At 63.2% G+C, this 24,312-nt stretch carries 27 protein-coding genes; 18 read left to right on the top strand and 9 right to left on the bottom strand.

The features are described 5' to 3' along the window. Nucleotides 1-209: 209 nt before the first annotated feature. The gene (locus G6R31_RS11010; protein WP_017871251.1) at nt 210-686 is read right to left on the bottom strand and encodes a tRNA (cytidine(34)-2'-O)-methyltransferase; all 477 of its coding nucleotides are present in this window, start codon (nt 684-686) and stop codon (nt 210-212) included. Next, nucleotides 679-1,170, bottom strand: coding sequence for a 2-C-methyl-D-erythritol 2,4-cyclodiphosphate synthase (ispF, locus tag G6R31_RS11005; protein WP_017871252.1), 492 nt, complete (start codon nt 1,168-1,170; stop codon nt 679-681). Before ispF ends, G6R31_RS11010 begins: the two co-directional genes overlap by 8 nt. Before the next feature lie 179 nt (nt 1,171-1,349). Here ispF and G6R31_RS11000 point away from each other — a divergent pair, with 179 nt between their 5' ends. Continuing rightward, nucleotides 1,350-2,582, top strand: coding sequence for a transposase (locus G6R31_RS11000; protein ID WP_164994013.1), 1,233 nt, complete (start codon nt 1,350-1,352; stop codon nt 2,580-2,582). A 300-nt stretch (nt 2,583-2,882) separates the two neighbouring features. Here G6R31_RS11000 and G6R31_RS10995 read toward each other — a convergent pair whose 3' ends face one another. Then, nucleotides 2,883-3,977 carry a M42 family metallopeptidase gene (locus G6R31_RS10995; protein WP_017869666.1) on the bottom strand — a complete coding sequence of 365 codons (1,095 nt, stop codon included), beginning with the start codon at nt 3,975-3,977 and terminating at the stop codon, nt 2,883-2,885. Nucleotides 3,978-4,135: 158 nt separating this feature from the next. Between G6R31_RS10995 and apaG the strand changes: the two genes are divergently transcribed. Beyond that, on the top strand, nt 4,136-4,522 hold the full coding sequence (gene apaG, locus G6R31_RS10990; protein WP_017869667.1) for a Co2+/Mg2+ efflux protein ApaG: 387 nt from the start codon (nt 4,136-4,138) through the stop codon (nt 4,520-4,522). A gap of 68 nt (nt 4,523-4,590) precedes the next feature. Here the strand turns inward: apaG and G6R31_RS10985 are convergent, their stop codons facing one another. Together G6R31_RS10985 and G6R31_RS10980 are read right to left on the bottom strand one after the other, a co-directional pair. Continuing rightward, complete coding sequence (locus G6R31_RS10985; RefSeq protein ID WP_229659266.1) at nt 4,591-5,547, bottom strand: TolB-like translocation protein; 957 nt, start codon at nt 5,545-5,547, stop codon at nt 4,591-4,593. Further along, nucleotides 5,544-6,296, bottom strand: coding sequence for a M23 family metallopeptidase (locus G6R31_RS10980; RefSeq protein WP_017869669.1), 753 nt, complete (start codon nt 6,294-6,296; stop codon nt 5,544-5,546). The genes G6R31_RS10985 and G6R31_RS10980 overlap by 4 nt, the downstream gene beginning before the upstream one ends. 320 nt (nt 6,297-6,616) lie before the next feature. Here G6R31_RS10980 and purC point away from each other — a divergent pair, with 320 nt between their 5' ends. Genes purC through G6R31_RS10935 form a run of 9 tightly spaced genes read left to right on the top strand, consistent with a single transcriptional unit; the run spans nt 6,617 to nt 14,682 of the window. Then, a complete protein-coding gene (gene purC / locus G6R31_RS10975) occupies nt 6,617-7,354 on the top strand; it encodes a phosphoribosylaminoimidazolesuccinocarboxamide synthase (protein WP_017869670.1) in 738 nt (245 codons plus the stop codon). A gap of 55 nt (nt 7,355-7,409) precedes the next feature. After that, nucleotides 7,410-7,658 carry a phosphoribosylformylglycinamidine synthase subunit PurS gene (gene purS, locus G6R31_RS10970; protein WP_017869671.1) on the top strand — a complete coding sequence of 83 codons (249 nt, stop codon included), beginning with the start codon at nt 7,410-7,412 and terminating at the stop codon, nt 7,656-7,658. Beyond that, the gene (gene purQ / locus G6R31_RS10965; protein ID WP_017869672.1) at nt 7,655-8,314 is read left to right on the top strand and encodes a phosphoribosylformylglycinamidine synthase subunit PurQ; all 660 of its coding nucleotides are present in this window, start codon (nt 7,655-7,657) and stop codon (nt 8,312-8,314) included. The genes purS and purQ overlap by 4 nt, the downstream gene beginning before the upstream one ends. Before the next feature lie 32 nt (nt 8,315-8,346). Continuing rightward, entirely contained in the window at nt 8,347-8,748 is a 402-nt protein-coding gene (locus tag G6R31_RS10960) for a helix-turn-helix domain-containing protein (RefSeq protein ID WP_017869673.1), read from the top strand. Beyond that, a complete protein-coding gene (locus G6R31_RS10955) occupies nt 8,745-9,173 on the top strand; it encodes a type II toxin-antitoxin system VapC family toxin (RefSeq protein ID WP_017869674.1) in 429 nt (142 codons plus the stop codon). The genes G6R31_RS10960 and G6R31_RS10955 overlap by 4 nt, the downstream gene beginning before the upstream one ends. Further along, complete coding sequence (locus tag G6R31_RS10950; protein WP_017869675.1) at nt 9,170-9,505, top strand: hypothetical protein; 336 nt, start codon at nt 9,170-9,172, stop codon at nt 9,503-9,505. Before G6R31_RS10955 ends, G6R31_RS10950 begins: the two co-directional genes overlap by 4 nt. Next, nucleotides 9,502-11,730, top strand: a complete 2,229-nt coding sequence (purL, locus tag G6R31_RS10945) for a phosphoribosylformylglycinamidine synthase subunit PurL (RefSeq protein WP_017869676.1) — start codon at nt 9,502-9,504, stop codon at nt 11,728-11,730. Before G6R31_RS10950 ends, purL begins: the two co-directional genes overlap by 4 nt. Continuing rightward, nucleotides 11,727-13,145 (top strand): amidophosphoribosyltransferase, encoded by a 1,419-nt coding sequence (gene purF, locus G6R31_RS10940; RefSeq protein ID WP_017869677.1) that lies wholly within the window; start codon nt 11,727-11,729, stop codon nt 13,143-13,145. The genes purL and purF overlap by 4 nt, the downstream gene beginning before the upstream one ends. Before the next feature lie 34 nt (nt 13,146-13,179). Beyond that, a complete protein-coding gene (locus G6R31_RS10935; protein ID WP_081608203.1) occupies nt 13,180-14,682 on the top strand; it encodes a TIR domain-containing protein in 1,503 nt (500 codons plus the stop codon). Nucleotides 14,683-14,918: 236 nt separating this feature from the next. Here G6R31_RS10935 and G6R31_RS10930 read toward each other — a convergent pair whose 3' ends face one another. From G6R31_RS10930 to G6R31_RS10920, 3 genes are all read right to left on the bottom strand, one after another. Beyond that, complete coding sequence (locus G6R31_RS10930) at nt 14,919-15,350, bottom strand: hypothetical protein (RefSeq protein ID WP_152423509.1); 432 nt, start codon at nt 15,348-15,350, stop codon at nt 14,919-14,921. A 250-nt stretch (nt 15,351-15,600) separates the two neighbouring features. Next, complete coding sequence (locus tag G6R31_RS10925; RefSeq protein ID WP_017869678.1) at nt 15,601-16,053, bottom strand: hypothetical protein; 453 nt, start codon at nt 16,051-16,053, stop codon at nt 15,601-15,603. 150 nt (nt 16,054-16,203) lie between these two features. Continuing rightward, complete coding sequence (locus tag G6R31_RS10920) at nt 16,204-17,064, bottom strand: sulfurtransferase (RefSeq protein WP_017869679.1); 861 nt, start codon at nt 17,062-17,064, stop codon at nt 16,204-16,206. A 94-nt stretch (nt 17,065-17,158) separates the two neighbouring features. On the opposite strand from G6R31_RS10920, the gene G6R31_RS10915 reads away from it, so the two are divergent. After that, entirely contained in the window at nt 17,159-17,596 is a 438-nt protein-coding gene (locus G6R31_RS10915) for a SufE family protein (protein WP_017869680.1), read from the top strand. 195 nt (nt 17,597-17,791) lie between these two features. Then, a complete protein-coding gene (locus G6R31_RS10910) occupies nt 17,792-18,937 on the top strand; it encodes a cysteine desulfurase family protein (protein WP_017869681.1) in 1,146 nt (381 codons plus the stop codon). Between the two features lie 59 nt (nt 18,938-18,996). Here the strand turns inward: G6R31_RS10910 and G6R31_RS10905 are convergent, their stop codons facing one another. After that, nucleotides 18,997-19,629 carry a DUF4258 domain-containing protein gene (locus G6R31_RS10905; RefSeq protein WP_017869682.1) on the bottom strand — a complete coding sequence of 211 codons (633 nt, stop codon included), beginning with the start codon at nt 19,627-19,629 and terminating at the stop codon, nt 18,997-18,999. 419 nt (nt 19,630-20,048) lie between these two features. On the opposite strand from G6R31_RS10905, the gene G6R31_RS10900 reads away from it, so the two are divergent. From G6R31_RS10900 to G6R31_RS10880, 5 genes are all read left to right on the top strand, one after another. Then, nucleotides 20,049-20,357 (top strand): RING finger protein, encoded by a 309-nt coding sequence (locus G6R31_RS10900; protein WP_017869683.1) that lies wholly within the window; start codon nt 20,049-20,051, stop codon nt 20,355-20,357. Nucleotides 20,358-20,441: 84 nt separating this feature from the next. After that, entirely contained in the window at nt 20,442-21,569 is a 1,128-nt protein-coding gene (locus tag G6R31_RS10895) for a mechanosensitive ion channel family protein (RefSeq protein WP_017869684.1), read from the top strand. Nucleotides 21,570-21,573: 4 nt separating this feature from the next. Further along, nucleotides 21,574-22,401, top strand: coding sequence for a YdcF family protein (locus G6R31_RS10890; RefSeq protein WP_017869685.1), 828 nt, complete (start codon nt 21,574-21,576; stop codon nt 22,399-22,401). 221 nt (nt 22,402-22,622) lie between these two features. Further along, nucleotides 22,623-24,023: a methylenetetrahydrofolate--tRNA-(uracil(54)-C(5))-methyltransferase (FADH(2)-oxidizing) TrmFO gene (trmFO, locus tag G6R31_RS10885; protein ID WP_029732931.1), complete on the top strand. Its 1,401-nt coding sequence runs from the start codon at nt 22,623-22,625 to the stop codon at nt 24,021-24,023. A gap of 62 nt (nt 24,024-24,085) precedes the next feature. Further along, a complete protein-coding gene (locus G6R31_RS10880; RefSeq protein WP_017869687.1) occupies nt 24,086-24,307 on the top strand; it encodes a hypothetical protein in 222 nt (73 codons plus the stop codon). Nucleotides 24,308-24,312 lie beyond the last annotated feature (5 nt).

The following is a 24,312-nucleotide window of genomic DNA, read 5'->3' as shown; positions in this document are numbered from 1 at the left end:
CATTAGAAAGCCATGTGCCGCCCGGACGGGGCAGGCACGCCGCCGCCCGTTCGCGCAAACCCAGCGATAATCCCAGCGACAATAAAAAACCCGCTCACTCGGAGCGGTCATGACAAAAACTATACCCCGGTATGCAGGCGCTGTCAATTCCTTGCATTCGCGCCGAACTTCCTGTGCTGGAAGATGGTTGTAAGCAGCTGCAGGTGCCCTCACCATCCCTCGATTTGCCGCCCGGCTTCGAAGGCCGCCACCCCCGCCGCCACACTGAGGTTCAGGCTGCGGCCCCCGCCGGGTTGCGGCAATTTCAACCTGGGCAGGGCGTCGCGCAGCCAGGTGGGCAGCCCGCGCGATTCGGGGCCGAACAGCAGGTAGTCGCCGCGCCGAAAGCCTGCGCGGGTGTGGTACTCGGTGGCGTGGGCAGAAAAGGCGAAGACGCGGGCGGTGTCGGGCAGCCGCGCCTGAAAGTCGCTCCAGCCCGCGTACTCGTGCAGCGTGACGCCTGAGAGATAATCCATGACGGCCCGGCGAAACTCGCGGTCGTGCAGGTGAAACCCGAACGGGCGAATCAGATGCAGCTCGGCCCCCAGCACCGAGCAGGTGCGGGCGACGTTGCCGACATTCCCGGCCTTTTCCGGCTCGAAGAGGACGACGTGCAGCAGCGGCCCGGTGCTCTGGGGGTCAGACATCCATGCGCCCCAGCAGCACCGTCACGCGGGTCTGGACGTGCTCCGGTGCCAGTCCCTCGGAGGTCTTGAAGCTCACGCCCACCTCGGTCACGGCCAGCCCCAGCAACTCGGCCACCGACGCGGCGATGTCTGCCCGCAGCGCCCCCAGTTTGGGCCGGTCCAGGGTGACCACCAGCGCGACGTTCAGCGGGCGGTAGCCGCGCCCTGTGACCAGTTCCAGCGCCTTTGCCAGAATCCGGCGCGAGTCCATGCCCTGCCACTCGGCGGCGGTGTCGGGGAAATACTGCCCGATGTCGCCCAGCGCGAGGCCCGAAAGCAGTGCGTCGGCCACGGCATGAAGCGCCGCGTCACCGTCGGAATGGGCCACAGCGCCCAGTTCGGCGTGGGGAATGGGGACGCCGCCCAGGACCAGCGGTCGCCCGGCGGCCAGGCGGTGGGCGTCCTCGCCGTAGCCGATGCGAAAAGGAAGTGCAGCGGATGACATGCGCTCAGGATACGGGGCCGCCCCCATGCGCCCGAGGTTCTCGCGGCGCGTCGGCCTGAGACGGATTCCGATTGAATCTGGTCGTTTCAGATTCAATCCGAGCGGATCAATGGTTCGTGCAGTTTTGAGGTCACAAAGAAAGACCCACCGAAAATGGGGCTGTGAACACACCGCTTCCAATGGGTCTAATGGCCATCCTACAGTACGTTCTCAGCGCGGTCCCGCTGCGCAAGACGCAGCGGAATTTTCTGACCGTGCTGCTTAGCGTATTTCTCGCTGTTCCTGGACGGCTGAACGTCCTGAACCTCTCCCGATATGCGGCCTGCTCGGAGAGTACGATCCGTCGTTGGCTGCACCGAAGTGACCCCGGGGCCATTCCCTGGGGCGCAGTACACCGGGCGACTGTGAGCACGGCGATTGAGAGTGGGCTGATCAGCCCACTGTGCGTTCTGGCCATCGACGCCTCTTTTCACCGCAAATCTGGTCAGCACACCGCACACCTCGGCTCGTTCTGGAATGGCTGTGCTGCACGAACCGAACGTGGGATCGAGCAATCCTGCTGTGCCCTGATTGATGTCCAGCACCGACAGGCGTTCACGGTTGATGTTCGTCAGACCCGGACCGGGTCTGAGGCCCCGAGTCGTCTGGAACAGGCCGCTGACCAGCTGGATGACGTGTTGCTCGATCTCCGGACTGTTCCACGGCTTGATCTGGCCGCTGTGGTTGCGGATGGGAACTATGCGAAAGAATCCATGGTGGAGACCGTGACCGGTCACGGTCTCCCATTCATCTCCAGATTTCCTCGCAACGCCAACCTCAAGTATCTCTATACCGGCGAGCATCCCAGACGACGCGGACGGCCAAAAAAGTTCGACGGCAAGGTGGATTTCAGCGACTTGCAGCGCTTTGACCTCGTTTCTGAAACGTCGACCGAGCGGGTGTGGACTCAGGTGGTCTGGAGCGTGCAGTGGGCGCGAGAAGTGCGTGCAGTCGTCATCCAGCAGGTCGGTAAAAAGGGTCAAGTGACGGGTTACGCGGTGCTGTTCAGCACCGCTGTGACGATGCCCGCTCATGAGATCATGGCGCTGTACCGGAGCCGTTTCGAGATTGAACTGATCTTCCGGGATGCCAAGCAGTTCCTGGGGAGCCAGGATGTGCAACTGCGCTCACAGCAGGGCATTGAAGCGCATTGGAATGTGGTGCTGCTGACCCTGAATCTTTGTCGGCTGGAGGTCCTGCGGGCGGCCGGTGGCGGGCAGGATCTGGTGTTCAGTCTCGAAGACATGAAACGCAGAGCGTATAACGCCCTGCTGGCCCAGGTGATTTTGTCCAACTTGGACCTCTCGGCCCGCTTTGCAGAATTAGAGCATTTGCCGTTCAGTCCGCTAAATTTTGGCCTCAAAGCCGCCTAAAACTGCACGAACCATTGGCGGATGCGAGTAGGAAAAAATACGGATTCCGCGATATGGATGCACAGGCGGCGCTTTCCCGACTGTGCAGGAATTAAGCGGAATCCGTATTACGAACAGGTCGTCAATCCACGCAACATCTTCTGATACAGCTTTGAAAAATAGTTTGGGTATCCAAACTGTTTTTCCGAACGGACTTGCAAAGCTGCGCAGCAGAGTGAGTAAAAGACAGGGCGGAACTGAACGGCGCGGAAGAGATGGCGGCGCTTTTCCGACATCTCTGAAGAATAGTTCAGTTCCGCGTCAGACGGAATGGGGTGCCGTTCGGACAAAGTCCGGCGTCGCCTCCAGGCCCCGAATCCAGGCCACGATGATGTCGATGCAGGCGCGGGCGTCGCGCTCGTCGATCATTTCGCTGGGGCTGTGCATGTAGCGGTTGGGAATGCTGACCACGCCGGTCGGCACGCCCGAGCGCACCAGGGTCAGGGCGTCGGCGTCGGTGCCGGTGTAGCGCCCGCTGGCCGAGAGGGTGTAGGGAATGTTCTCGCGGGCCGCCGCCTCGGTGAGCTGACGCAGCAGCACCGGGTTGCTCATGGGGCCGACGGCGAGGTTGGCACCCGAGCCGAAGGGGGCCACGCCGTACTTCTTCTCGCTCACGCCGGGCTGCCCCGTTTCGTGGGTCACGTCCACCGCGATGCCCGCCACCGGGTCGAGGCGGTAGGCGCTGGTCTGCGCTCCGAACACGCCGATTTCTTCCTGGCTGGTGCCCACCGCCACCACGCGGTGCTTGAGGTCGGTGTTCCCGAGCGCCCGCAGCGCCTCCAGCACGATAAACGCGCCGATGCGGTTGTCCAGGGCGCGGCTGACCACCTTGTTGCCCACCATGATCGGCCCCTGCTCGATGACGCCGTAGGTGCCGACGGGAACGAGGGCCTTGACCTCCTCGGCCTCCAGGCCCACGTCGATCCACAGGTCTTCGAGCTTGCTCGCCTTGGTGCGTTCCTCGGCCTCCATCACGTGAATCGCCTTTTTGCCGATGACCCCGAGCAGGTCGCCGCCGGGCGCCAGCAGGCGAATGCGCTGGCCGACCAGCACCTGCGGGTCCCAGCCGCCCACGCCCAGCACGCTCAGATGCCCCTTGTCGTCGATGTGCGAGACGATCAGGCCGATTTCGTCGAGGTGGCCCATCAGGGCGATGGTGGGGCCGTCCTGGGGGCCGAGTTCGGCGTAGACGTTGCCGTAGTGGTCTTCCGAGACACGGGCAAAGGTGGCCGCTTCCTTTTTCCACACGTCGGCGGCGCGGCGCTCGTATCCGCTGGGGGCCGCTTGCGAGAGCAGCGCGAAGAGAAAGTCGCGGTTGATGGGACTCGGGTTGCCGGAACTCTGGGCGTCGGACATGACGCGCAGTCTAGAGCAGTTCTCCGAATTACGTGATGCGCGGAACGGCACCCCGCATCACTCCATTCTCCGCCCTGCTCAGTGTTTTGCACTCGCTCCGCTCGCCAAAAAGACGTAACGTCTTTTTGTCAAATGCTCTAGACCCGTACCATCGGGGCATGTCCTCTTTTCCCGACATCAGCGTGACCGTGCAGGTGCAGCACGTTCCCTCCCACAGCACGCCGCAGCGCCAACTGTTCGCCTACTTCATCACCATCGACAACCGCAGCGACGAAAGCTGGAAGCTGCTCAGCCGCCACTGGGACATCACCAGCGGCGACGGCCAGCAGTTCACGGTGGAGGGTGAGGGCGTGGTGGGCGAGCAGCCGCTGCTCACGCCGGGCGCCCAGTACACCTACAACTCGTTCGTCACGGTGGACGCCCTGCCGGGCCGCATGGAGGGCCACTACGTGATGCAAAACGCCTGGGGCGAGCAGGCACGGGTGCCGATTGCGCCGTTTCGCCTGGACGTGCTGCCCGAGTCGGGCGAGCGGCTGCTGAACTGAACAGGTGCACTCCCGGCCCCACTTCAAACTGGGTCGGTGGTTTTCGTCCAGGGCCGGCCCGCTCAGGGTCAGGGCAGCCGCAGCACCCGCACGTTGCCGTCTTTGGCACTCAGGGAGCTGACCCGCGTGCCGTCGGGACTCACGTTCCAGTCGCCCTGCTGCACCTGGTCGCCGAAGTCCCCGAGCGTGGTCCAGTTGCCTGTGCCCACGTCGTACTGCCGCAGCAGATGGACGCGGCCCGAGTTCAGCGGAATCAGCAGCAGCCGCCGGGCGTCGCGCCAGCGGTAGGAGCCGAACGCCGACAGTTCCCGTGCCGCCCCGCCGCCGGTCGGCTGGAGCCACAGCCCGTTGCGGTCCTGACGGTCGAAGGAAACGGTGTAGGCGACGTGCTGACCGCCGGGACTGATCTGCACGGCGCGGAAGGCCAGTGCTGCGCGCAGGACCTTTTTCGCGCCAGTGCGGGTGTTCAGGGTGAACAGCTCGCGGTCCCGGTTGCCCGGCGCCGCCTTGCCGCTGAGCAGCAGCGTCTGTTCGTCCAGCCAGCCCACCACCCCACCGCCGTACACCGTCGCCACCTGTCGCGGCGCCCCGAACACGTCGGCCACGAAGATGCGCGTGGCGCGGCGGTCGTAGTTGCCGGTGGTGTCGCTGCGGGCATAGGCGAGCCGCGTTTCCGAGGGCGTCCAGGACACGTCGGCGCGGTCGGTGGGCAGCGAGAAGGTGCGCCCGTCGGCGAGGCGGCGCAGCGTGGTGGTCACGCCGCTTCCGGGGCTGACCTGCCACAGCAGCCGGGGCGAGTAGAAGGCGACGGTGGCGAAGCGCCGCGTGACCGCGCCTCCGCCCGCTGGCACCTGATAGATGGCCGTCTGCGGACGAGCCGGGGGACCGTCGAGAAACAGCAGGGCACGGGAATCGGGCGTCCAGACCGCGCCCGCGCAGCACCCGCCCGTCAGCACCGGCTGCGACGGGAGGGTGGCCGCCCACGCCGCGCCGCTGAGCAGCACACCGAGCACAATTCCCCTCACCGCGCGCCTCCCGGTGCCGGGGGCCAGGGCCGCCGGAACTCGTTGAGCAGCGGGCCACCGCGCAGGGCGCCGGGCTGGGTGTCGGGGGTCTGCCACCGGCGCGGCTGGTCGAGGTCGTATTCATAGCCGCGCCCGAAGCTGCCCGCCAGCGCGAGGCTGTTCCAGTCGGCGGCGATGTAGGGCACCGGGTTCAGAAACCGCTGGTGCGAACGGTCCCGCAGTTCTAGGTGCAGGTGCGGGGCGCTCACGCAGGTGAACTGCGAGTCGCCGCTCTTGCCGATGACCTGGCCCTTTTTCACGCTCTGCCCCACCCGCAGCGGCGAGCGTACCCGCAGATGCCCGTACAGGCTGGAGAGGTTCCCCGCGTGGTCGATGACCACATTGTGCGGCGGGCTGCCGTGCGAGCCGTCCACCTCGGCCACCACCCCGTCACCGATGGCCCGCACCGGAGTGCCGCAGGGCGCGGAAAAGTCCAGCCCGGCGTGAATGCCCTGCAAGGCCCCGTAGGTACTGCGGCGTTGCCGGTAGGCGCCCGTGGTGTTGCCGTAGCCCTGCCCCAGCAGCCAAGTGTCGGGGCCGGGCGCACCCGCAAAAGGCAGGCCGAACTGTCCGGCGGGCCGCGCCAGGGCGCTGTCGGGCAGTGGTGTGCCGGAGCGGGCCAGGGCACTTCCCCCCACCGTACCGGCCACCAGCGCACCGCCCACGAGCGCGCCCCCCGACAGCACCAGAAAGCTCCAGAGGTTTGACATGCGGCATTGTTTCCCGCTCGCCGGGTGTTCCCCGTAGCCGTTGCCACGTTCTCCCGGGGGTGTCCCGCGCAGGTGAACCCTGTCCCGGCGCCCGCCGTTCAGGAAATGTTAAGTTACTGGGGCAGCCACTTGTGCAGGCTGACACCTCTTTTTTCTTCCAGTCGCGTCCCGTGAGACGCCCCAGCCCGCGCCGCCGCAGGGGGGCTGGTAAGCCCGTCCGAGAGACGGCACCGGAGGCCACAAATGACCAGCCCAGCGACAGTCCAGGCGTCGCCCCGTCACGGTTCGGGGGACGCTTTTCCTACTTTGAGGGAGAAGCTATGACCACAGGCGAAATCAGCAGCAGAGGCGAACTGAAGTACGAAGGCAAGGCCAAGCGCGTGTACGCCACCGACAAGCCGGGCGAGTACATCGTGGAGTACAAGGACGACGCCACCGCCTTCAACGCCCAGAAGCGCGGCGAGTGGGCGGGCAAGGGCGCGACGAACAACGCCATCACCGCCCACCTCTACCCGCAACTGGAAGCCGCCGGGATTCCCACCCACTTCATCGAGCAGCTCGACGAACGCCACCAGCGCGTCAAGGCCGTGACCATCGTGCCCGTCGAAGTGATCGTGCGCAACGTGGCCGCCGGGTCGTTCAGCAAGCGCCTTGGCATCGAGGAAGGCACGCCGCTTCCCCGGCCCGTCGTCGAGTACTGCTACAAATCCGACGAACTGGGCGACCCGCTGATTAACACCGACACTGCTATCAGCCTCGGCTGGGCCAGCGAAGACGACCTGAAGCGCATCCGCGAACTGGCGCTCAAGATTCGGGATTTCCTGGTGCCCTACTTCGAAAAACGCGGCGTGCGCCTGATTGACTTCAAGCTGGAATTCGGCAAGCTGCCGAGCGGCGAAATCGTCCTGGCCGACGAAATCAGCCCCGACACCTGCCGTTTCTGGGACGCCGAGACGAACGAAAAGATGGACAAAGACCGCTTCCGGCGCGACCTGGGCGGCGAAGCCGAGGCGTATGCGGAGATGCTGCGGCGCGTGACGCAAGAGGTTGACGGTTAATAGACCTTCGCCCCTTTCTATCAACCATCAACTCTCAACCATCAACGGAGTCCCCATGAATTACCAAGCCAAAATCTACGTCACCCTCAAGCCTTCTATCCTCGACCCCCAGGGCCGCACCGTGGAACGCGCGCTCTCGCACCTGAACCACCAAAACGTGGGCAGCGTCCGCATCGGCAAATACATTGAGCTGAACCTCAGCGGCGAAAAGGCCGAGGTCGAGAGCCAACTCAAAGACATCGTGGAAAACGTGCTGAGCAACCCCATCATGGAAGACGCCCGCTGGGAGCTTGCCGAGGCATGAAAACGGCGGTGATTCAATTCCCCGGTTCCAACTGCGACGCCGACGCCCTGCACGCCGCCAGGCTGCTGATGGACGAGGGCGCGGAGTTCGTGTGGCACACCGAAGGCCAACTCCCCGAAGGCACTGAACTGGTGTTCCTGCCCGGCGGCTTTTCCTACGGCGACCACCTCCGCAGCGGCGCGATTGCCGCCCGCAGCCCCATCATGCAGGCGGTCAAGGCCCATGCCGAGGCCGGGGGCTACGTTCTGGGCGTGTGCAACGGCTTTCAGGTGCTGACCGAGGCGGGGCTGCTGCCCGGCGCGCTGAGCCGCAACAAGGAACTGCATTTCATGTGCAAGCCCGTGCATTTGCGCGTGGAGAACAACCAGACCGCCTTTAGCCGCGCTTACGGCGAGGGGCAGACCATCGAAATTCCCATCGCGCACGGCGAAGGCAACTACTACGCCGACGCCGCCACGATTGCCGAGCTGGAGGAGCAGGGCCGCGTGGTCTTCCGCTACGCCGACAATCCCAACGGCAGCCTCAACGACATTGCGGGCATCGTGAATAAGCGCGGCAACGTGCTGGGCATGATGCCCCACCCCGAGCGGGCCGTGGAGCTTTTGCTGGGCAGTAAGGACGGGCGGGGCGTGTTCGAGTCGCTGAAGGCGAAGTAGTTCATTTATTCGGAGTCTGATAAAGTGGGAGTATGATTCTTCAGCTTAACCTCGGCAAATACCTCAAGGAGCACGACATTTCCGCGTACCGTCTGGTGCAGGAGGTGAGGGGCGAAGTCGCGCCGAACACGGTCTATGACCTTGCCCGCGCTCCGGCCCAGCGGGTAAATCTGCGCGTGGTGGCGAAGATTCTGGAAGCCCTCAGCCGCGTGCGGGGCGAGAAGGTTTCCGTCCTTGAGGTGATTGACGAACTGGAGGAAGTAGCCGCGCCTGCCGCATTGCCGACGTTAGAGCAGTTGCTGGCGCAAGTCCCTAAACAAGACCCTGCATCTTTCAAAAAGTTCAGCTATGACCGGAGCCGCAAACCAATTGCTATTGGCGAAGGTGGCCCCAGCATCGTGGACATCATTTCTGAAGGACGCGAACCCAGATGACCGTGCTGTATCTGGATTCCAACGCGATTGCCAAGATTTACCTCACGGATGAGCAAGACCGCGAAGTCGTTTTTAAGTTGTTGGAGGCATACGAAACGGTTGCCACCTGTGCCATTACCTATGCTGAAGTTGCTGGTCTTCTGGCCCGTGCCTTTCATTCCGGCAGGCTGAGCGAAGAAGAATATGGCGAATCGTTGAGCCACTTCACGCAGGAATGGAACTTGCTTGAAGTCCAACAAGTCGGCCTGGAACTCTCGCAAATTGCTGCCCAGGTCATGAAAGCCCAACGCGGCCTTCGCGCTATGGACGCCCTGCACCTCGCCGCCGCCCTCGCCCTGCGCCAAAGCGTGAGCCTGCGCTTCGTCACCTTCGACGCAAGGCTAGAGGAAGCGGCAGACAAGCTGATGCCGGAGGCCGTAGCGTGAGCCTAGTAATTTTGCCAATTCTGGGCATCGTTATCTCTCTGATTCTAGCTTTCTGGTTTTATGCGAAAAAGTTGCCTCGTAAGGAAGCCAGTGAAGCATTTGCCTTCCATATTCTTTTATGGATGTTCTTCACTGTCATTTCCTTCGTCATTCCGATTATGCCCGCAAATCTTATCTTTGGAATTTTTTATGGAAATCCAGACGGTTTTGTAGATGGCGTGCACCTTGGATTTTCACTTTTGCTCTGGTTGCCAGTCATCAACGCAGCTCTGATGCTTCTTTTTCTGCCGTCCTTAATAAAACTCAAGTTGAGGAGTAAAAAAATCCCATGACCCAAAAATCCCTCCGTGACCAGGCCGCCACTTTCGGCCTCACCACCGAAGAATTCGACCTCGCCGCCGAGCAACTGGGCCGCGAACCCAATCCGCTGGAGGCCGCCATCGTCGGCGCGATGTGGTCGGAGCACTGCGGCTACAAAAACAGCCGCCCCCTGTTCCGCGCCTTCCCGACCACTGGCCCGCAGGTATTGCAAGGCCCCGGCGAAAACGCGGGCGTGGTGGACATCGGTGACGGCTGGGGCGTGGCGTTCAAGATGGAGTCGCACAACCACCCCTCCGCCGTGGAACCCGTGCAGGGCGCGGCGACGGGCGTGGGCGGCATCCTGCGCGACATTTTTGCGATGGGGGCGCGGCCCTTTGCGGTGCTGGACAGCCTGCGCTTCGGCAACCCCGACAGCCCCCGCACCAGATTTCTGGTCAACGGCGTGGTGGAAGGCATCGCGCACTACGGCAACGCGATTGGCGTGCCCACCGTGGGCGGCGAAGTCACCTTTCACCCCAGCTATCAGGAAAACCCGCTGGTGAACGTGATGGCGCTGGGCCTGCTGCGTCACGAGGACCTCGCCAAGGGCACGATGGGCGAAGTCGGCAACAAGATTATTTACGTCGGCTCCAAGACGGGCCGCGACGGGCTGGGCGGCGCGGTGTTCTCGTCCGCCGACCTGAGCAACGCGTCTCAGGCCGACCGCCCCGCCGTGCAGGTGGGCGACCCCTTCATGGAAAAACTGCTGCTGGAAGCGACCCTCGAAGCGATTCAGGTGGGCCTCGTGGCGGGCGTGCAGGACATGGGCGCGGCGGGTCTGGTTTCGTCTACCTGTGAAATGGCCTACCGCGCGAACTTAGGTATCACCATGAATCTGGACGACGTGCCCACCCGCGAGGCAGGCATGGTGCCGATGGAACTGTGCCTGTCCGAATCGCAGGAGCGCATGATTCTGGTGCCTGTGCCCGGCAAGGAGCAGGAACTGTTCGACCTGCTGGCGAAATGGGAACTGGACGTGGTGGACATTGGCGAGGTGGAGGCCCATGACCGCTACCGCCTGACCTGGAAGGGCGAAACCGTGTGCGACCTGCCCGTGGCGATGCTGAACGAAGCGCCCAAGTACACCCGCGAGGGCGTGGAATCCGAGGACATTAAAGCGGCCCGCGAACGCGACCTGAGCGGCGTGCCTGTTCCCGCCGACCTGGGCGCGGTGCTGGTGGATTTGCTGTCCCATCCCACCATCGCCAGCAAGCGCCCCATTTTCGAGCGCTACGACCATCAGGTGATGACGAATACCGTGGTCGTCCCCGGAGCCGCCGACGCCGCCGTGCTGCGCGTGAAGGGCAGCGGCATGGGCGTGGCCGCGACCTCGGACTGCAACCCCCGTTTTGTGCAGCTTGACCCGTACGCGGGCGCTGCCGCCGCCGTGGCCGAAGCCGCCGTCAACCTCGCCTGCGTGGGGGCCACCCCGCTGGCGATTACCGACAACCTCAACTTCGGCAACCCGCACCGCCCCGAGGTCTACTACCAGCTTCAGCAGGCCGTGCAGGGCATTGCCGACGCCTGCCGCGCCCTGAACACCCCCGTCACGGGCGGCAACGTGAGCCTGTACAACCAGTACACCGCCGGAGACGAGCGCGTGGCGATTCACCCCACCCCGACCATCGGCATGGTGGGCGTGCTGCCCGACGTGGAAAAACGCGCCACCCTGAACCTGAAGGCAGCGGGCCAGACCCTGATTCTGCTGGGCGAACACGCAAACGGCATCGGCGCTTCGCAGTACCTCGAAACCGTGCACGGCCTGGAAGCGGGCCGCGTCCCCGAACTTGACCTGGGGCACACCCAGAAGGTGATTGACGGCACGCTGGCCCTGATTCGCGCGGGCCTGACCGACACCGCCCACGACTGCGCCGAAGGTGGTCTGGCCGTCGCGCTGGCGGAAATGGCGATTGCCGGAAACCTGGGCCTGAAGGTGACGCTGGACGCCCCCGAAGAAGTTCGCCCCGACGCCCTGCTCTTTGGCGAAGCGCACAGCCGCGTGATCGTCGCCGTGCAGGACGCTGCCGCCGCTGAGGCCAAGCTGCAAGAGATGGGCGTGCCGTTCGCCGTTCTGGGCGAGACAGTCAGCATGCCAAGCGTCACGATTGCTGCCCCCGCGCAGCACCTACACTTGAGCGTGAACCTGCAAACGCTGAAAACCGCCTGGGAAGAGCCGTTGAAGGACATCCTCGCGTGATCTTCGACCCCGTGACCGATAAGCCGCAGGACGAGTGCGGCGTCTTCGGCATCTATTCCGCGCAGCCGAACGACCTCGCCTGGATGACGTACCTGGGCCTGTTCGCCCTGCAACACAGAGGCCAGGAAGCGGCGGGCATGTGCGTCAGTGACGGCGACAAGTTCCATGTGGAAAAAGACCTCGGCCTGGTCACGCAGGTCTTCGACGAGCGGCGGCTGGACTCGGTGCGGCTGGCGAACGCCCGCGTGAGCATCGGCCACGTGCGCTACTCCACCACCGGCTCCAACCTGCGGTTCAACGCCCAGCCGCTGACCACCCGCACCAACAAGGGCATCCTGGGGCTGGCGCACAACGGGAACTTCGTGAACGCGCTCGAAGTCCGCGCGGGGATGTTGCAGGAAGGTGCCCTGTTCGCCACCACCAACGACTCCGAGGTCATGCTGAACCTGATCGCCCGCGAGTCGCACATGGATCTGGTGGAAGCCACCGCCGCCGCCATGAAGCGTCTGCGCGGGGGCTACGCCTGCGTCCTGATGAGCCGCACCCAGCTCATCGGGTTCCGCGACCCGCATGGCGTCCGGCCCCTCGTCATCGGGCAAAGGGACGACGGCGCGTACGTGCTGGCCTCCGAACCCTGCGCCCTGTACGCGGTGGGTGCGCGGCTCATCCGTGACGTGGAACCCGGCGAACTGGTCAGTATTGACCGCGAAGGGCTGCACAGCCTGATCGTGGAGCAGCGCCCGGCCACGCCCTGTTCCTTCGAGTGGATTTACTTTGCCCGCTCGGACAGCCGCCTGGACGGGGTGGACACCCACGAAAGCCGCATTCGCATGGGCCAGCAGCTCGCGCGTGAAAAGCCTGTCGAGGCCGACATCGTGGTGCCCGTGCCCGACTCCGGCATCGGCGCGGCCATCGGGTACGCCCGCGAGAGCGGCATTCCCTTCGACTACGGCCTGTACAAGAACCCCTACGCGGGCCGCACCTTCATCGCCCCCACGCAGGAAGCCCGCGAACTGAAGGTCAAGATGAAGCTCTCGCCCACCTCCGCCGTGCGGGGCAAACGCGTGATTCTGGTGGACGACTCCATCGTGCGCGGTACCACCAGCCGCCAGATCGTGAATCTGCTGCGTGAAGCCGGAGCCACCGAAGTCCACTTCCGCGTGTCCAGCCCGCCGATTACGCACCCGTGCTTTTACGGCATCGACACCGCCGCCCGCAAGGAACTGGTCGCCAGCACGCACAGCGTGGACGAAATCCGCGACCTGATCGGGGCGGATACCCTGGCCTTCATCAGCGAGGGCGGCCTGCGGGAAGCCATCGGCGGCCCCGGCTTATGCTCGGCGTGCTTTACTGGGGATTACCCGGCTGGGACACCGCTGCTGAACGACGTGGACAAACTGGCGTTGGAAGTGTAAAGAAGGGTTCCATCTGCGATAGTATTGAGTGAAGATGGCCAAATCTATGCCCATACGTTTTACCAGAGAAGTATTTAAAAAGTCGGGATTTCCCCACTTAACTTATGTCGAGCATCCCAAGCAAGTAGAGATTGAGGAGTCGATGCTTACCCCTGGCAGGGGCATAGTAATAGAGGGCTCTTCAGGAGTCGGCAAAACGTCTTGCGTAAAAAGGATTATTGGAACTGAGTTAAGGGACTTTGTCATCCTTTCTGGAAAAAAGCCCGACGATGTTGAGAAGCTAGCAGCAATTTCTCCTGGCAGAAACTTCGGCAAGATTGTCGTAGATGATTTTCACGATTTAAATGATGAAACCAAAAAAGCTATTTCGAATACTATGAAGACTATAGCCGATGATGAGGAAGAGAATAATAGACTCGTGATCATCGGGATTAATAGAGCCGGTATTCCACTTATTGAGTTCACAAAGGATCTCGCTGCGCGCATTGATATGTACAAAATTAACCGTGTCGATGATGAAAAAATTGCAGAATTGATAACACTCGGCGAAGATGCTTTGAATATTTCATTTGAAGCAAAGGAAGATATAATAGCTGATTCTCACGGATGCTATAGTATTGTCCAAAATATATGTAACAAAATATGCATTGAAAGTAAGATTCGACAAACAGTACAAGGGGAACGCTCCCTCATAAAAACCAATCTATATGATATTAAAGAAGATATGATGGAGGCTTTTGATCGAGCCTATAAAGGTATTGCCAGAAAATTTGCAATCGGCCCGAGCTACTCGCCGGAAGGTCGAGCACCGTATCTTCACATCCTATACTGGTTGGCAAAGAGCGATGATTGGACTATTAATTTGCAGGAAAAGGCGGACAGCGACGCAAGGTTACGTCAGTCACTACGCCCATTAATTAATAATAAGCTACAAATCTTTATGGATAAAAATCCAGAATTCGGCGACCTAATATATTTTGACAACAATACCAAGACAGTTTCCGTAGAGAACCCTAGATTTATGTACTTCATTAAAAATATTCCGTGGAATGCGTTCGCTAAAGAGATTGGGTATTCAATGGAATTCGAATCAGCATATGATATAGCCCTGTCTTTTGCTGGAACAGATAGGGAGCTCGCAGAATCTATTTTCAAAACTCTTGATGCGCGTAATCTCTCAATATTTTATGACTTTAATGAACAAAGCCGCATAACTGGAGAGGACGTCGAAAGATATCTGGCACCTATATATAGATCTGAGGCAAAATTTATCGTTCCTATCTTAGGGAGAGACTATCCAAGACGCCTTTGGACCAAATTTGAAACTGAGCAATTTAAGGATAGATTTAAGGATGGTTCAATAATACCCCTTAGAACCCTTGATTCTGACGACTTTATGATTCCTAACTTAGGAAAAGTGGGCGGGTTATTTTATGATCGGACCAAAAACTTTGAAGTGCAGGTCGAGGATATCTGTCAGACTTTAATAACGAGGGTTAGGCAATACAGAAGGGATCACGCAAGAATTTCGAAGTAGGAAGGGCAAGGAAAGATATCATACAAAAGCATGGCTGAATCAGCACAAAAGTTGCAAGGGTGTGGTTGGGAACTTAGAGTTACTGATGCAGTCGCCTCCCTACATGGAAATAGAGGCCATAAAGCAATCCGGTATCGATCTGAACGATAATTTTGACAGGCGAAAAATTCTGTAACCCTGCAGAAGTCTCAACTAATTAAGTTTCGATAATATTTAGCGCAATCAAGTGTCCAGAACTACTTTAATATTGTCAATCTAGCCAGGATAGACATTATTAACATTGAGCCATAATAAATGTAGATTGATGGGGAAACAATCTGTTTATAGAATCTCGTATTACGAGCTGTGATTCTATATAACTCGCCCTCTTCCAATGTTCCCATATGGAGTTTTGCAACAAACTCATTATACTGACTTCTCAAGTCTTTTTCTAATGACAGATAGTAAGTATCCATAGAGGCGAAGGATATTATCGGCAGAATTGCTAATAATATAGCATCCTTCCTAAAATCCTCTGGCGATAGTGTAACTAATAAGGATACTATTGCTACTGCGGCAGTTTTGCAGGCAGCACTACTGTTGGCCATTCTCGAAATTGTGGATTGCATAAGATTAATATGAAACTGAACGCTCTGATCTTTCACTTCTAGTTTTTTACTGCTGGACATGGTCACCACCTACAACACGATGTATGTCGTAATTTCGAGGTTTCAAATACTACTGATACTCTAGCGTTTTTTCAGCGGGATTCTCTCACTTTGATCCGAAAACTCACGTGGGACGCCCAAGCCTTCGCACCAGCACGGCATCAAGGGGCAGCTGACGACGGGCGAGGTGAGGGCAGTTTACTAACCCTCCGCAATCCCCAAACCAAAAAAGACCGGGCCACCCTCCCCGGTCTTCTTCTCTTTCCCCCGCTCAGGCTTTGTGGGACTTGCCCGGCGTGTCGTCGCCGAAGTTCCAGATGTCCAGCTCGTCCACGGCGCTGCTCAGGTTCCTCAGTTGGGCCATGTCCTGCGCGGTGGCCTGACCCTGGACCTGCACCGTTCCGCCCCGGCCCGTGTTCTGGCCCATGGCGTTGGCCATAACGTCGGCAGGCACGGCAGAGAACATCTGCGCGACCTGCTTGGGGGTGGCGTCGAGCAGCGCGTCGGAGAGCACGGCGTCGGGCACGGCGGGGGCGACCTGGGCGCGGGCGCGGGCCAGGGCCTGCGGGTCGATGTCGGGGCGCACGGCGGTGTCTTCGTCCAGGTGCCGGGTGCCGGGCGGCCTGCTGCTCCCCGGGGCCGCGCCACTGCCCCCGCGCAGCACGCGCAGCAGCACCAGCACGCCCACGATGACCAGCACGGCAAGGAGCAGGAGTTTCAACATGGAGGCAAGTCTACTTCACCCCCCGCCGCCTCCGCCCCCCCCGGTGGTGGGGAAAGGCGTCCCCGACGCCAAAACCATAAAGAAGGCCCCCGCCCGGCGCCGGAACGCCGTTGTCAGGGACCTGTCAGAGTGACAGCAGGGAGGGGAGGCTTATTCCTCGCTGTAGGTCTTTGCGATGGGCAGGCCCACGCCGTTGCCCCATTCGGTCCAGCTGCCGTCGTAGTTGCGGACCTTGGGGTAGCCCAGCAGCTCGCGCAGCACGAACCAGCTGTGGCTGGAGCGCTCGGCGATGCGGCAGTAGGCGATCACGTCCTTGTCGGCGGTCACGCCTTCGCCTTCGTAGAGGGCCTTCAGCTCGTCGGCGGACTTGAAGGTGCCGTCCTCGTTGGTGGCCTTCGCCCAGGGAATGTTACGGGCGCCGGGGATGTGGCCGCCGCGCAGCACGCCTTCCTGCGGGTAGTTGGGCATGTGGGTGACCTTGCCGGAGAACTCGTCGGGGCTGCGCACGTCCACCATCGCGCCCTGGCCGTTGTTCACGCTTTCGAGGTGCGCCCGCACTTCATCGCGGTAGGCCCGCAGCGACTCGTCGCGTTGCAGGGCGGGGTAGGTGGTCGCGGTGACGGTGGGGGCGTCGGTGGTCAGCTCGCGCCCTTCGGCGACCCACTTCTGGCGCCCGCCGTTCATGATTTTGAGGTGGCTCACGCCGCTGTAGCTCAGGAACCAGTAGGCGTAGCTCGCCCACCAGTTGCTCTTGTCGCCGTAGAGCACGATGGTGTCGTCGGCCCCGATGCCCAGCTTGCCCAGCAGCTCGCTGACCTGCTGCGGCTCGATAAAGTCGCGCTCCACCGGGTGCCACAGGTCGGCCTGCCAGTCGAGCTTGACGGCGCCGGGCAGGTGGCCGGTCTCGTAGAGGAGGATGTCCTCGTTCACCTCGACAAAGCGCACCCCCGGCGTCTGGAGGTTCTGCGCGGCCCACTCGGTGCTCACCAACACGTCTTTGGCGTAATCCATAGAGCAGAGTGTAGCCCGCGAGCTCAATTGACAAAAGAGGTCAACTGTACAGACCTCACTCTCGCGCTGGGGGGGTGCGGGGTAGATTGGCGGCATGACTGCTCCCGCCGCTCCCCTGCCGGAAAAACTCCAGAACATCGTGGGCATGTTCAAGACCGTGCCCAAGGCCATGCGCCTGCAAGCGCTGCTCGAATACAGCCGCAAGCTGCCCCCCCTGCCCCAGAAGTACGCCGAGCACCCCGAGTTCCTCAAACCCGTGCCCGAGTGCTCCAGTCCCTTTTTTCTGGTGACCGAAAAGGACGACGCCGGGCGGGTCAACCTGCACTTCAAGGTGCCCGAGGACGCCCCCACCGTGCGCGGTTACGCCGGGATTTTGCACGAAGCGCTGAGCGGCGAGACGCCCGAAACCATCCTGAACGTGCCCGACAACTTTTATATGGACATGGGCCTGACCGAACTGATTACCCCGATGCGTCTGCGCGGCATGGGCGCGATTCTGATGCGGCTCAAGAAGGATGTCGATGGTCAATAGAGCAGTTCTGCGAATTACGTGATGCGCGGAACGGCACCCCGCATCACTCCATTCTCCGCCCTGCTCAGTGTTTTGCACTCGCTCCGCTCGCCAAAAAGACGTTGCGTCTTTTTGTCAAATGCTCTAGTTGATGGTTGATGGAAAAAGAAGCGTAGGCCCTGACCTTCCATCAACCATCTACCATCAACTATCAACATGATTTACCTCGACTACGCCGCCACCCACCCCATGACCCCCGCTGCGCTCGCCGCCTACGCCGAGGCCGCCGCGTTGCCGGGCAACCCGGCCAGTGTCCACGCGGCGGGGCAGGCCGCCCGCGAGAAGCTGGAGGAAGGCCGGGCGCGAATGGCCGCCGCGTTCGGCGTGGACCCCCGCACGCTGACGCTGAACAGCGGCGGCACCGAGGGCGACAACCATGTGCTGCTGGGCCTGGCGCAGGCGTGGGAGGAGCGGCGCGGCGGGCCAGGCCACCTCGTCACCACGCCCACCGAACACTCGGCGGTGCTGGCCCCTGCCCGGCAACTGGCGGCGCGGGGCTGGGACGTGACGTGGCTCACGCCCGACCGCTGGGGGCACTACGCGCCGGACCAACTGGCCGAAGCCCTGCGGGGCGACACCGCGCTCGTCAGCATTCACCACGCGAACAACGAACTGGGCACCGTGCAGCCCACTGCCGACCTCGCCGCCGTCGCCGCCGCGCGGGGCGTGCCGTACCACACCGACGCGGTGCAGGCGCCGGGCGTCTTGCCGGTGGACCTGCCGGGCTGGGGCGTGACGTTTGCCACCTTCAGCGCCCACAAGTGGGGCGGGCCGCGTGGGGTGGGCGCATTGTACGTGCGGCGCGGCGCCGAGTTGCCGCCCGTCACCCTCGGCGGCGGGCAGGAAGGCGGCCTGCGCCCCGGCACGCAGAACACGGCGGGCGTCTACGCGGCGGGCGTGGCGCTCACCGGGGCAGAGGCGGCGCGGGAAGCGACGTTCGCCCACCTGCGCGAGATGCAGTCAGCCTTCGTGAACGCGGTGCGGGACGTGCCGGGCCTGAGCTTCAACCACCCGGCAGACGGCAGCCCCAAGGTGGTCAACCTAACGCTGGAGGGAGCCGACGGCGAGGCCTTGCTGATGAATCTGGACATGCTCGGCGTGTCGGTCAGTGCGGGCAGCGCGTGCAGCGCGGGCACCATGCAGGCCAGCCATGTCCTGACCGCTGTCGGCCTGACGGAGGCGCAGGCGCGGGCCTCACTGCGCTTTTCCTTCGGCGCGGCGACCACGCGGGACGAGGTGGAAGCGGCGGCAGCAGCTTTGCGGCAGGCGGCGGAGTGGAGCAGAGTGGGTGCAGAAGGCTGAAGGCAGAAGGCCAGCTTGAGCTTTAGCCAAAGCGCGCCATCAGCCATCCGCCATCCGCATCACTTCCAGCCCCCCTTCCCCTTGTACCCCACCTTGTTTCCCTTCACGGCCTCCCGCGCCTTGACCTTTTCGTCGTCGTAGCGCACCAGCAGGGCGAGGCGGGCGCGGCTGATGATGTGGTGGGGGTTTTTGGGCACGAAGGCGGTCACGATGTCGATGTGGCCGCCCGCGTAATGCTGCACGGCGACATGCAGCGGCAGCCGGATGCCGTGGGCCTCGAAGTAGCCGCACACCAGCCAGCGGCGGTCTTCGGGGTACACCGCCCGGACCCGGCCCGTGAGCAGCACGTGCATGATGTCGCTTTCCATGAACCCCTCGGCGCGGGCGTGCTGCACGGCGTGGGGGCAGACGTGGTAGCGGCTGTCGTACACGGCGTCACGCAACTGGCGCAGGGCGCGCGACAGCAAAAAGTCGTCGGTGTCCACGCCCGCGAGTTCCTGCACGCGCTGGGGTTTGACGGGCTGCTGCGTCTTGGGACGCGTGGGGGCCGGTGTGGGGGCGCGGCGGGCTTCCTTTTCGGCGCGGTGCAGTTGCGCCCGCAGCGTCAGCAGGTCGGCACCGGCGCGGAGTTCGGCGGCCTGACGGTGCTGGAGCGCCTGCGTGCGCGTTGGGTGGCTGGACTTCGTGGTCACGGCAAAACACCTCCCGGAAAATCTCGCCCCGCGTCGGGAGGTGTGGTCAAAGCGGCCTCCCTAAACGAAAAATTCCCCCAAACACGCATGGCAGCGCATTTGTGAGAAGGCAGGCGACGTACCCTGTTCAGGGCATGGCGTGATGCTAGCACGCCCTCCCGGACGCTCAGGGTGAGCAGGGGAACAGACGCGGCGCGGGGGTTCAGCCGGTGCGCCCTCTGTGCTGGTCGGAGGCTAACGGGAGGCGCTCCGCACCACAAACGCCCCTGCCGTGGCGCCCTAGAGCATTTGACAAAAAGACGCAACGTCTTTTTGGCGAGCGGAGCGAGTGCAAAACACTGAGCAGGGCGGAGAATGGAGTGATGCGGGGTGCCGTTCCGCGCATCACGTAATTCGGAGAACTGCTCTAGCATCCGGGCATGGGCAAGAAAGACCGCCGCACCCCCCAGCCCGCTTTCGTCACCCTGCGCGACCTGCCCGGCACGCGGGTGATGTTCTGGGTGGTGGGCGAGTGCCCCTACTGCGGGGAAAGGCACCTGCACCCGGCAGGCAACCTCCGCACCGCCGACCCCGGCGAGCGCCTCGGCGAAGTGCCTGCCCCCTGCGACCCCGGACGCCTCTACGACCTGCAACTGCCGCCCCGCCCACAGCGGAAAAAAGGCAAGGAAGCGCGGAAAAAGGAGCGGCGTCAGGGGAAAGCCGGAAGCGGCTGGGACCTCGACGAGTGAGGGCCGGACGGTAAAAAGCCAGAAAGGAGACCCCCCGCCCGGCAAGGCCCTCTTGCCCTGACCTTCGCCCCCTAAACTTTCCCCATGAGCCTGGACAAATCGCGCCTCCTTGGTCTGGACGCCTTGCTGGAGCTGGGGCGCAGCGTACAGGCCGACGCCGGGCGCTTCCTGACCGACTACGGCCCCGAACTGCTGCTCTCGCTGCTGCTCGTCGCCGTCTACGCGGTGGTGTTCTGGGGCCTGACCCGGCTGCTGCTGTGGCTGCTGGGCCGCTTCGGGCCGCCGGACGCCCATCCGGTGCTGCGCCAGACCCTGCGGCGCGTTCTGCGGCTGACGTTCCTGCTGCTTACGGCCATTTCGGTGGCGGGGCTGTTTCCGGCGCTCACGCCCTCTATTCCGGCCATTTTCCGGGTGTACGTGCTGCTGCTGCTGATTTTCGGCGGCTGGGCGCTCATTCACCATCTGCTGCACCGGCAGGCCAACGCCTGGGGTCTGGACGCCAGCCTCTCGCTGCTGCTGAGCAACGCGGTGCGGGCGGTGTGGGTGCTGACCGGCATCTACCTGATGTTCCGGCAGTTCGGCATCGACCTGCTGCCGATTCTGGGCGGTCTGGGCGTGGCGGGGCTGGCGGTGGGGTTTGCCGCGCAGGACATTCTGGCGAACCTCATCAGCGGGGTGACGCTGCTGCTCGACCGGCCCTTTCGCATCGGCGACTGGATTCGGGTGCGCGACTACGAGGGGCAGGTGCACGGGCTGACGCTGCGCACCACCCGCATCGTGACCCGCGACAACGAGGCGGTCAGCATTCCCAACAAGGAAATCGCCGGGGCCACGGTGGTCAACCTGACGGCGGGCGGGCGGCTGCGCCTGAACGTGCCGCTGCCCCTGGCCTACGCCGAGCGGGTGCCCGAGGCCCGCGCCCTGCTGCTGGACGTGATGGCCGCGCACCCGAAGGTCGAGAAAGACCCCGCCCCGGTGGTGCTGGTGCGGCAGGTCAACGAGAGCCACCTGGAGCTGATTTTGCGGTTCTACGTGACCGACGAGAACGTCAAGGCGTACCCGGTGGTGACCATGCAACTGCGCGAGGCGGCCAAGGAAGCCCTGCAAGACGCCGGACTCGCCGCGCCCTACCCTCGCCGCTGGGTACAGGTCGAGAACGTGGAACACGCCGCCGAACTCCGCCCACCCGGCACAAAGGGCAGCGATGCCTGAGGGTGTGCCCGTCTCGCCCGCTTCGCTCTCCTGCCGCTCACTCTCCCCCCGCCTGCGCGGAGCCCTGCTCGGCCTACTCGTCGCGGGACTGACGCTGCCGCTGCTGGCGCTGTTCGGTGAACTCCGGGCGACGGGGCCGCTGCTGCTGACCGTGCTGGGGCTGGGGGGGCTGGCGGGGGCATTTTCGCTTTCCCGGCGCCTGCTGCTCGGCGGGGCGGGGGTGCTGGCGGGTGTGCTCGCCGCGTGCCTGCTGACCCCGGTGCTGCGCGGGCCGCTCTCGGCGCTCGTCGTGTCGCAGCCGCCCGTGAAGGCCGACGCCATCGTGGTGCTGGGGGCGGGGATTCAGTGCGGGACGGGCAGCATGAACGGCGCGAGCCTCTCCCGCCTGACGCGGGGGCTGGAACTGTGGCGGGCCGGGTACGCGCCGCTGCTGACGGTTTCCGAGCAGTCGGGGCGGCTGGGACCGAGGGACTGCCCCAAGCTCAGCACCCTGCAACGCGCCGAAGTGGCCGCGCTGTACGGCGACCAGGGGCCGAAGCTGCTGACCCTGCCCAGCGTGACCACCACCCGCGACGAGGCCGCCCGCGTGCGCGGCCTGGCGCGGCAAAACGGCTGGCGGCGGGTGCTGCTGGTCACGTCGCCCTGGCACTCGCGCCGGGCACAGGCGCTGTTTCGGGGCTACGGCGTGGACGCCGTGAGCGTTCCGGCGCGGGAAACGGGCTTCGACCTCACCCTGCCCACGCCCGCTGACCGCCTCTACGCCTTCCGGGTGCTGACCTACGAGGGGCTGAGCCGGGTCAAGGCGGCGCTGGGCGGCACGCCGGAAAGGTGATGGACGACGGAAAAAGAGAGGGAAAGCGGCGGCTTTTACGGATTCCGATTGAATCTGGTAGTTTCAGATTCAATCCGAGCGGATGCGAGTAGGAAAAAATACGGATTCTGCGATATGGATGCACAGGCGGCGCTTTCCCGACTGTGCAGGAATGAAGCGGAATCCGTATTTGGCATCTGCCTCGCCCTCTCTTTTCCCCTCTCCCCTCTACACTTCCCAGCATGACTGACCTCCCCACCATTTCCGTGATCGGCGCGGGGCTTGCAGGCTCCGAAGCGGCGCTGGCCGCCGCCCGCCTCGGCGTACGCGTGCGACTGTTCGAGATGCGCCCGCAGAAGATGACCCCCGCGCACCGCACCGCGAACTTTGCCGAACTTGTCTGCTCGACCAGTCTGGGCGGCGAGGGCGAGATGCAGAGCAAGGGCCTGCTGCAAGCCGAAATGCGCTCGGTGGGCGCGGCCATCGTGACCTCCGCCGACGAGAGCCGCGTGCCCGCCGGAAACGCGCTGGCGGTGGACCGTGACGCCTTCAGCGAGCGCGTGACGGCGCGGGTCAGGAACCATCCCCTCGTCGAGGTGGTGGAGGGCGAGGTGGAGGCCGTGCCGGAAGGCATCTGCGTCGTCGCCTCCGGGCCGCTGACCTCGGACGCGCTTGCCGCCGATCTCATCCGGCTGACCGGCAGCGAGCGCCTGAGTTTCTACGACGCCGCCGCCCCCGTCATCGACGTGGACTCTATCGACATGAGCGTGGCGTGGCGGGCCGGGCGCTACGACCAGAGCGCCGATTACATCAACTGCCCCTTTACGAAGGAAGAGTATCTGGCGTTTTTCGGGGCGCTGGAACAGGCCAGGAGCCACACGCCGCACGACTGGGAAAAGCTGGAATTCTTCGAAGGCTGCATGCCGATTGAGGAAATCGCCCGCCGGGGGGTGGACACGCCGCGCTTTGGCCCGATGTCGCCCAAAGGTCTGGACGACCCCAGGACCGGGCGCTGGCCCTACGCGGTGGCGCAGCTCCGGCAGGAGGACAAAGAGGGCCGGATGTGGTCGCTGGTGGGCTTTCAGACCGGGCTGAAATGGGGCGACCAGCAGACCGTGGTGCGGCTGATTCCGGGCCTGCAAAACGCCGACATCGTGCGCTACGGCGTGATGCACCGCAACACCTACCTGAACGCGCCGGAAGTGCTCGACTCTACGCTGCAACTCCGCGCCGACCCGCAGAAACTGGTGGCGGGCGTGCTGGCGGGCACCGAGGGCTATCTGGAATCGAGCGCGACGGGTTGGCTGGCGGGCACGAACGCGGCGCGTTTGGCGTTGGGGCTGGCGCCGCTGACCCCACCCGCAGAATCCATGCTGGGCGGCCTGACGCGCTACCTCGCTTCAGCCAACCCCAGGGGCTTCCAGCCGATGAACGTGAACTGGGCGCTGGTGCCCGAACTGCCCGCCGAACTCAACCCCAGAACAGGCAAGCCCAAAAAACTCGGCAAGCGCGAGAAGCGTCCGCCCCTCTTTCGCCGGGGCCTCCAGGCCTTTATGACATGGGCAGGGGAAGACATGGGCCTGGAGGTCACGCCGCCCGCCGTGCCGCAGCACCCAAGTGACGAGGTGCCCGCGATTCGGTGACAGGCCGGGAACCTGTGGCGGGGCGAGCGCGTACTGGCTGCACAGGACAAAGGAGGCCAGAAATGAACGTTCTGCTGTGGTTCGCTTTGCTGATGCTGGTGCTCGGAATCCTCATTTTTCGCGCGTTGGGCCGCACTGCTCGCCCACGCGTGCCGGTCAGAGGTAAGCGGGGCGCCGGGGACATGGAGATGGCGAACGTCTTTCTCTTCAGTGCCGCCGACACTTCCGCAAGCTGCGACATGTCCCAGGGCAGCGCAGGCAGCTGTGACACTGGGAGCAGTTGATCCCC

Source organism: Deinococcus wulumuqiensis R12, assembly GCF_011067105.1.
In the GTDB taxonomy this organism is placed as follows: domain Bacteria; phylum Deinococcota; class Deinococci; order Deinococcales; family Deinococcaceae; genus Deinococcus; species Deinococcus wulumuqiensis.
The sequence above is the reverse complement of the archived record's forward strand: the minus strand, read 5'-3'. Positions and strand labels throughout refer to the sequence as shown.

What these genes read in the sequence shown, in the direction of transcription:
- ispF (WP_017871252.1), bottom strand. Translation starts at nt 1,170, where the DNA reads ATGTCATCCGCTGCACTTCCTTTTCGCATCGGCTACGGCGAGGACGCC.
- purL (WP_017869676.1), top strand. Translation starts at nt 9,502, where the DNA reads ATGACCCAAAAATCCCTCCGTGACCAGGCCGCCACTTTCGGCCTCACC.
- purS (WP_017869671.1), top strand. Translation starts at nt 7,410, where the DNA reads ATGAATTACCAAGCCAAAATCTACGTCACCCTCAAGCCTTCTATCCTC.
- G6R31_RS11000 (WP_164994013.1), top strand. Translation starts at nt 1,350, where the DNA reads ATGGGTCTAATGGCCATCCTACAGTACGTTCTCAGCGCGGTCCCGCTG.
- G6R31_RS10935 (WP_081608203.1), top strand. Translation starts at nt 13,180, where the DNA reads ATGGCCAAATCTATGCCCATACGTTTTACCAGAGAAGTATTTAAAAAG.
- G6R31_RS10920 (WP_017869679.1), bottom strand. Translation starts at nt 17,064, where the DNA reads ATGGATTACGCCAAAGACGTGTTGGTGAGCACCGAGTGGGCCGCGCAG.
- G6R31_RS10895 (WP_017869684.1), top strand. Translation starts at nt 20,442, where the DNA reads ATGAGCCTGGACAAATCGCGCCTCCTTGGTCTGGACGCCTTGCTGGAG.
- trmFO (WP_029732931.1), top strand. Translation starts at nt 22,623, where the DNA reads ATGACTGACCTCCCCACCATTTCCGTGATCGGCGCGGGGCTTGCAGGC.
- G6R31_RS10930 (WP_152423509.1), bottom strand. Translation starts at nt 15,350, where the DNA reads ATGTCCAGCAGTAAAAAACTAGAAGTGAAAGATCAGAGCGTTCAGTTT.
- G6R31_RS10980 (WP_017869669.1), bottom strand. Translation starts at nt 6,296, where the DNA reads ATGTCAAACCTCTGGAGCTTTCTGGTGCTGTCGGGGGGCGCGCTCGTG.
- G6R31_RS10955 (WP_017869674.1), top strand. Translation starts at nt 8,745, where the DNA reads ATGACCGTGCTGTATCTGGATTCCAACGCGATTGCCAAGATTTACCTC.
- purC (WP_017869670.1), top strand. Translation starts at nt 6,617, where the DNA reads ATGACCACAGGCGAAATCAGCAGCAGAGGCGAACTGAAGTACGAAGGC.
- G6R31_RS10915 (WP_017869680.1), top strand. Translation starts at nt 17,159, where the DNA reads ATGACTGCTCCCGCCGCTCCCCTGCCGGAAAAACTCCAGAACATCGTG.
- apaG (WP_017869667.1), top strand. Translation starts at nt 4,136, where the DNA reads ATGTCCTCTTTTCCCGACATCAGCGTGACCGTGCAGGTGCAGCACGTT.
- G6R31_RS10925 (WP_017869678.1), bottom strand. Translation starts at nt 16,053, where the DNA reads ATGTTGAAACTCCTGCTCCTTGCCGTGCTGGTCATCGTGGGCGTGCTG.
- G6R31_RS10900 (WP_017869683.1), top strand. Translation starts at nt 20,049, where the DNA reads ATGGGCAAGAAAGACCGCCGCACCCCCCAGCCCGCTTTCGTCACCCTG.
- G6R31_RS10910 (WP_017869681.1), top strand. Translation starts at nt 17,792, where the DNA reads ATGATTTACCTCGACTACGCCGCCACCCACCCCATGACCCCCGCTGCG.
- G6R31_RS10880 (WP_017869687.1), top strand. Translation starts at nt 24,086, where the DNA reads ATGAACGTTCTGCTGTGGTTCGCTTTGCTGATGCTGGTGCTCGGAATC.
- G6R31_RS10995 (WP_017869666.1), bottom strand. Translation starts at nt 3,977, where the DNA reads ATGTCCGACGCCCAGAGTTCCGGCAACCCGAGTCCCATCAACCGCGAC.
- purQ (WP_017869672.1), top strand. Translation starts at nt 7,655, where the DNA reads ATGAAAACGGCGGTGATTCAATTCCCCGGTTCCAACTGCGACGCCGAC.
- G6R31_RS10960 (WP_017869673.1), top strand. Translation starts at nt 8,347, where the DNA reads ATGATTCTTCAGCTTAACCTCGGCAAATACCTCAAGGAGCACGACATT.
- G6R31_RS11010 (WP_017871251.1), bottom strand. Translation starts at nt 686, where the DNA reads ATGTCTGACCCCCAGAGCACCGGGCCGCTGCTGCACGTCGTCCTCTTC.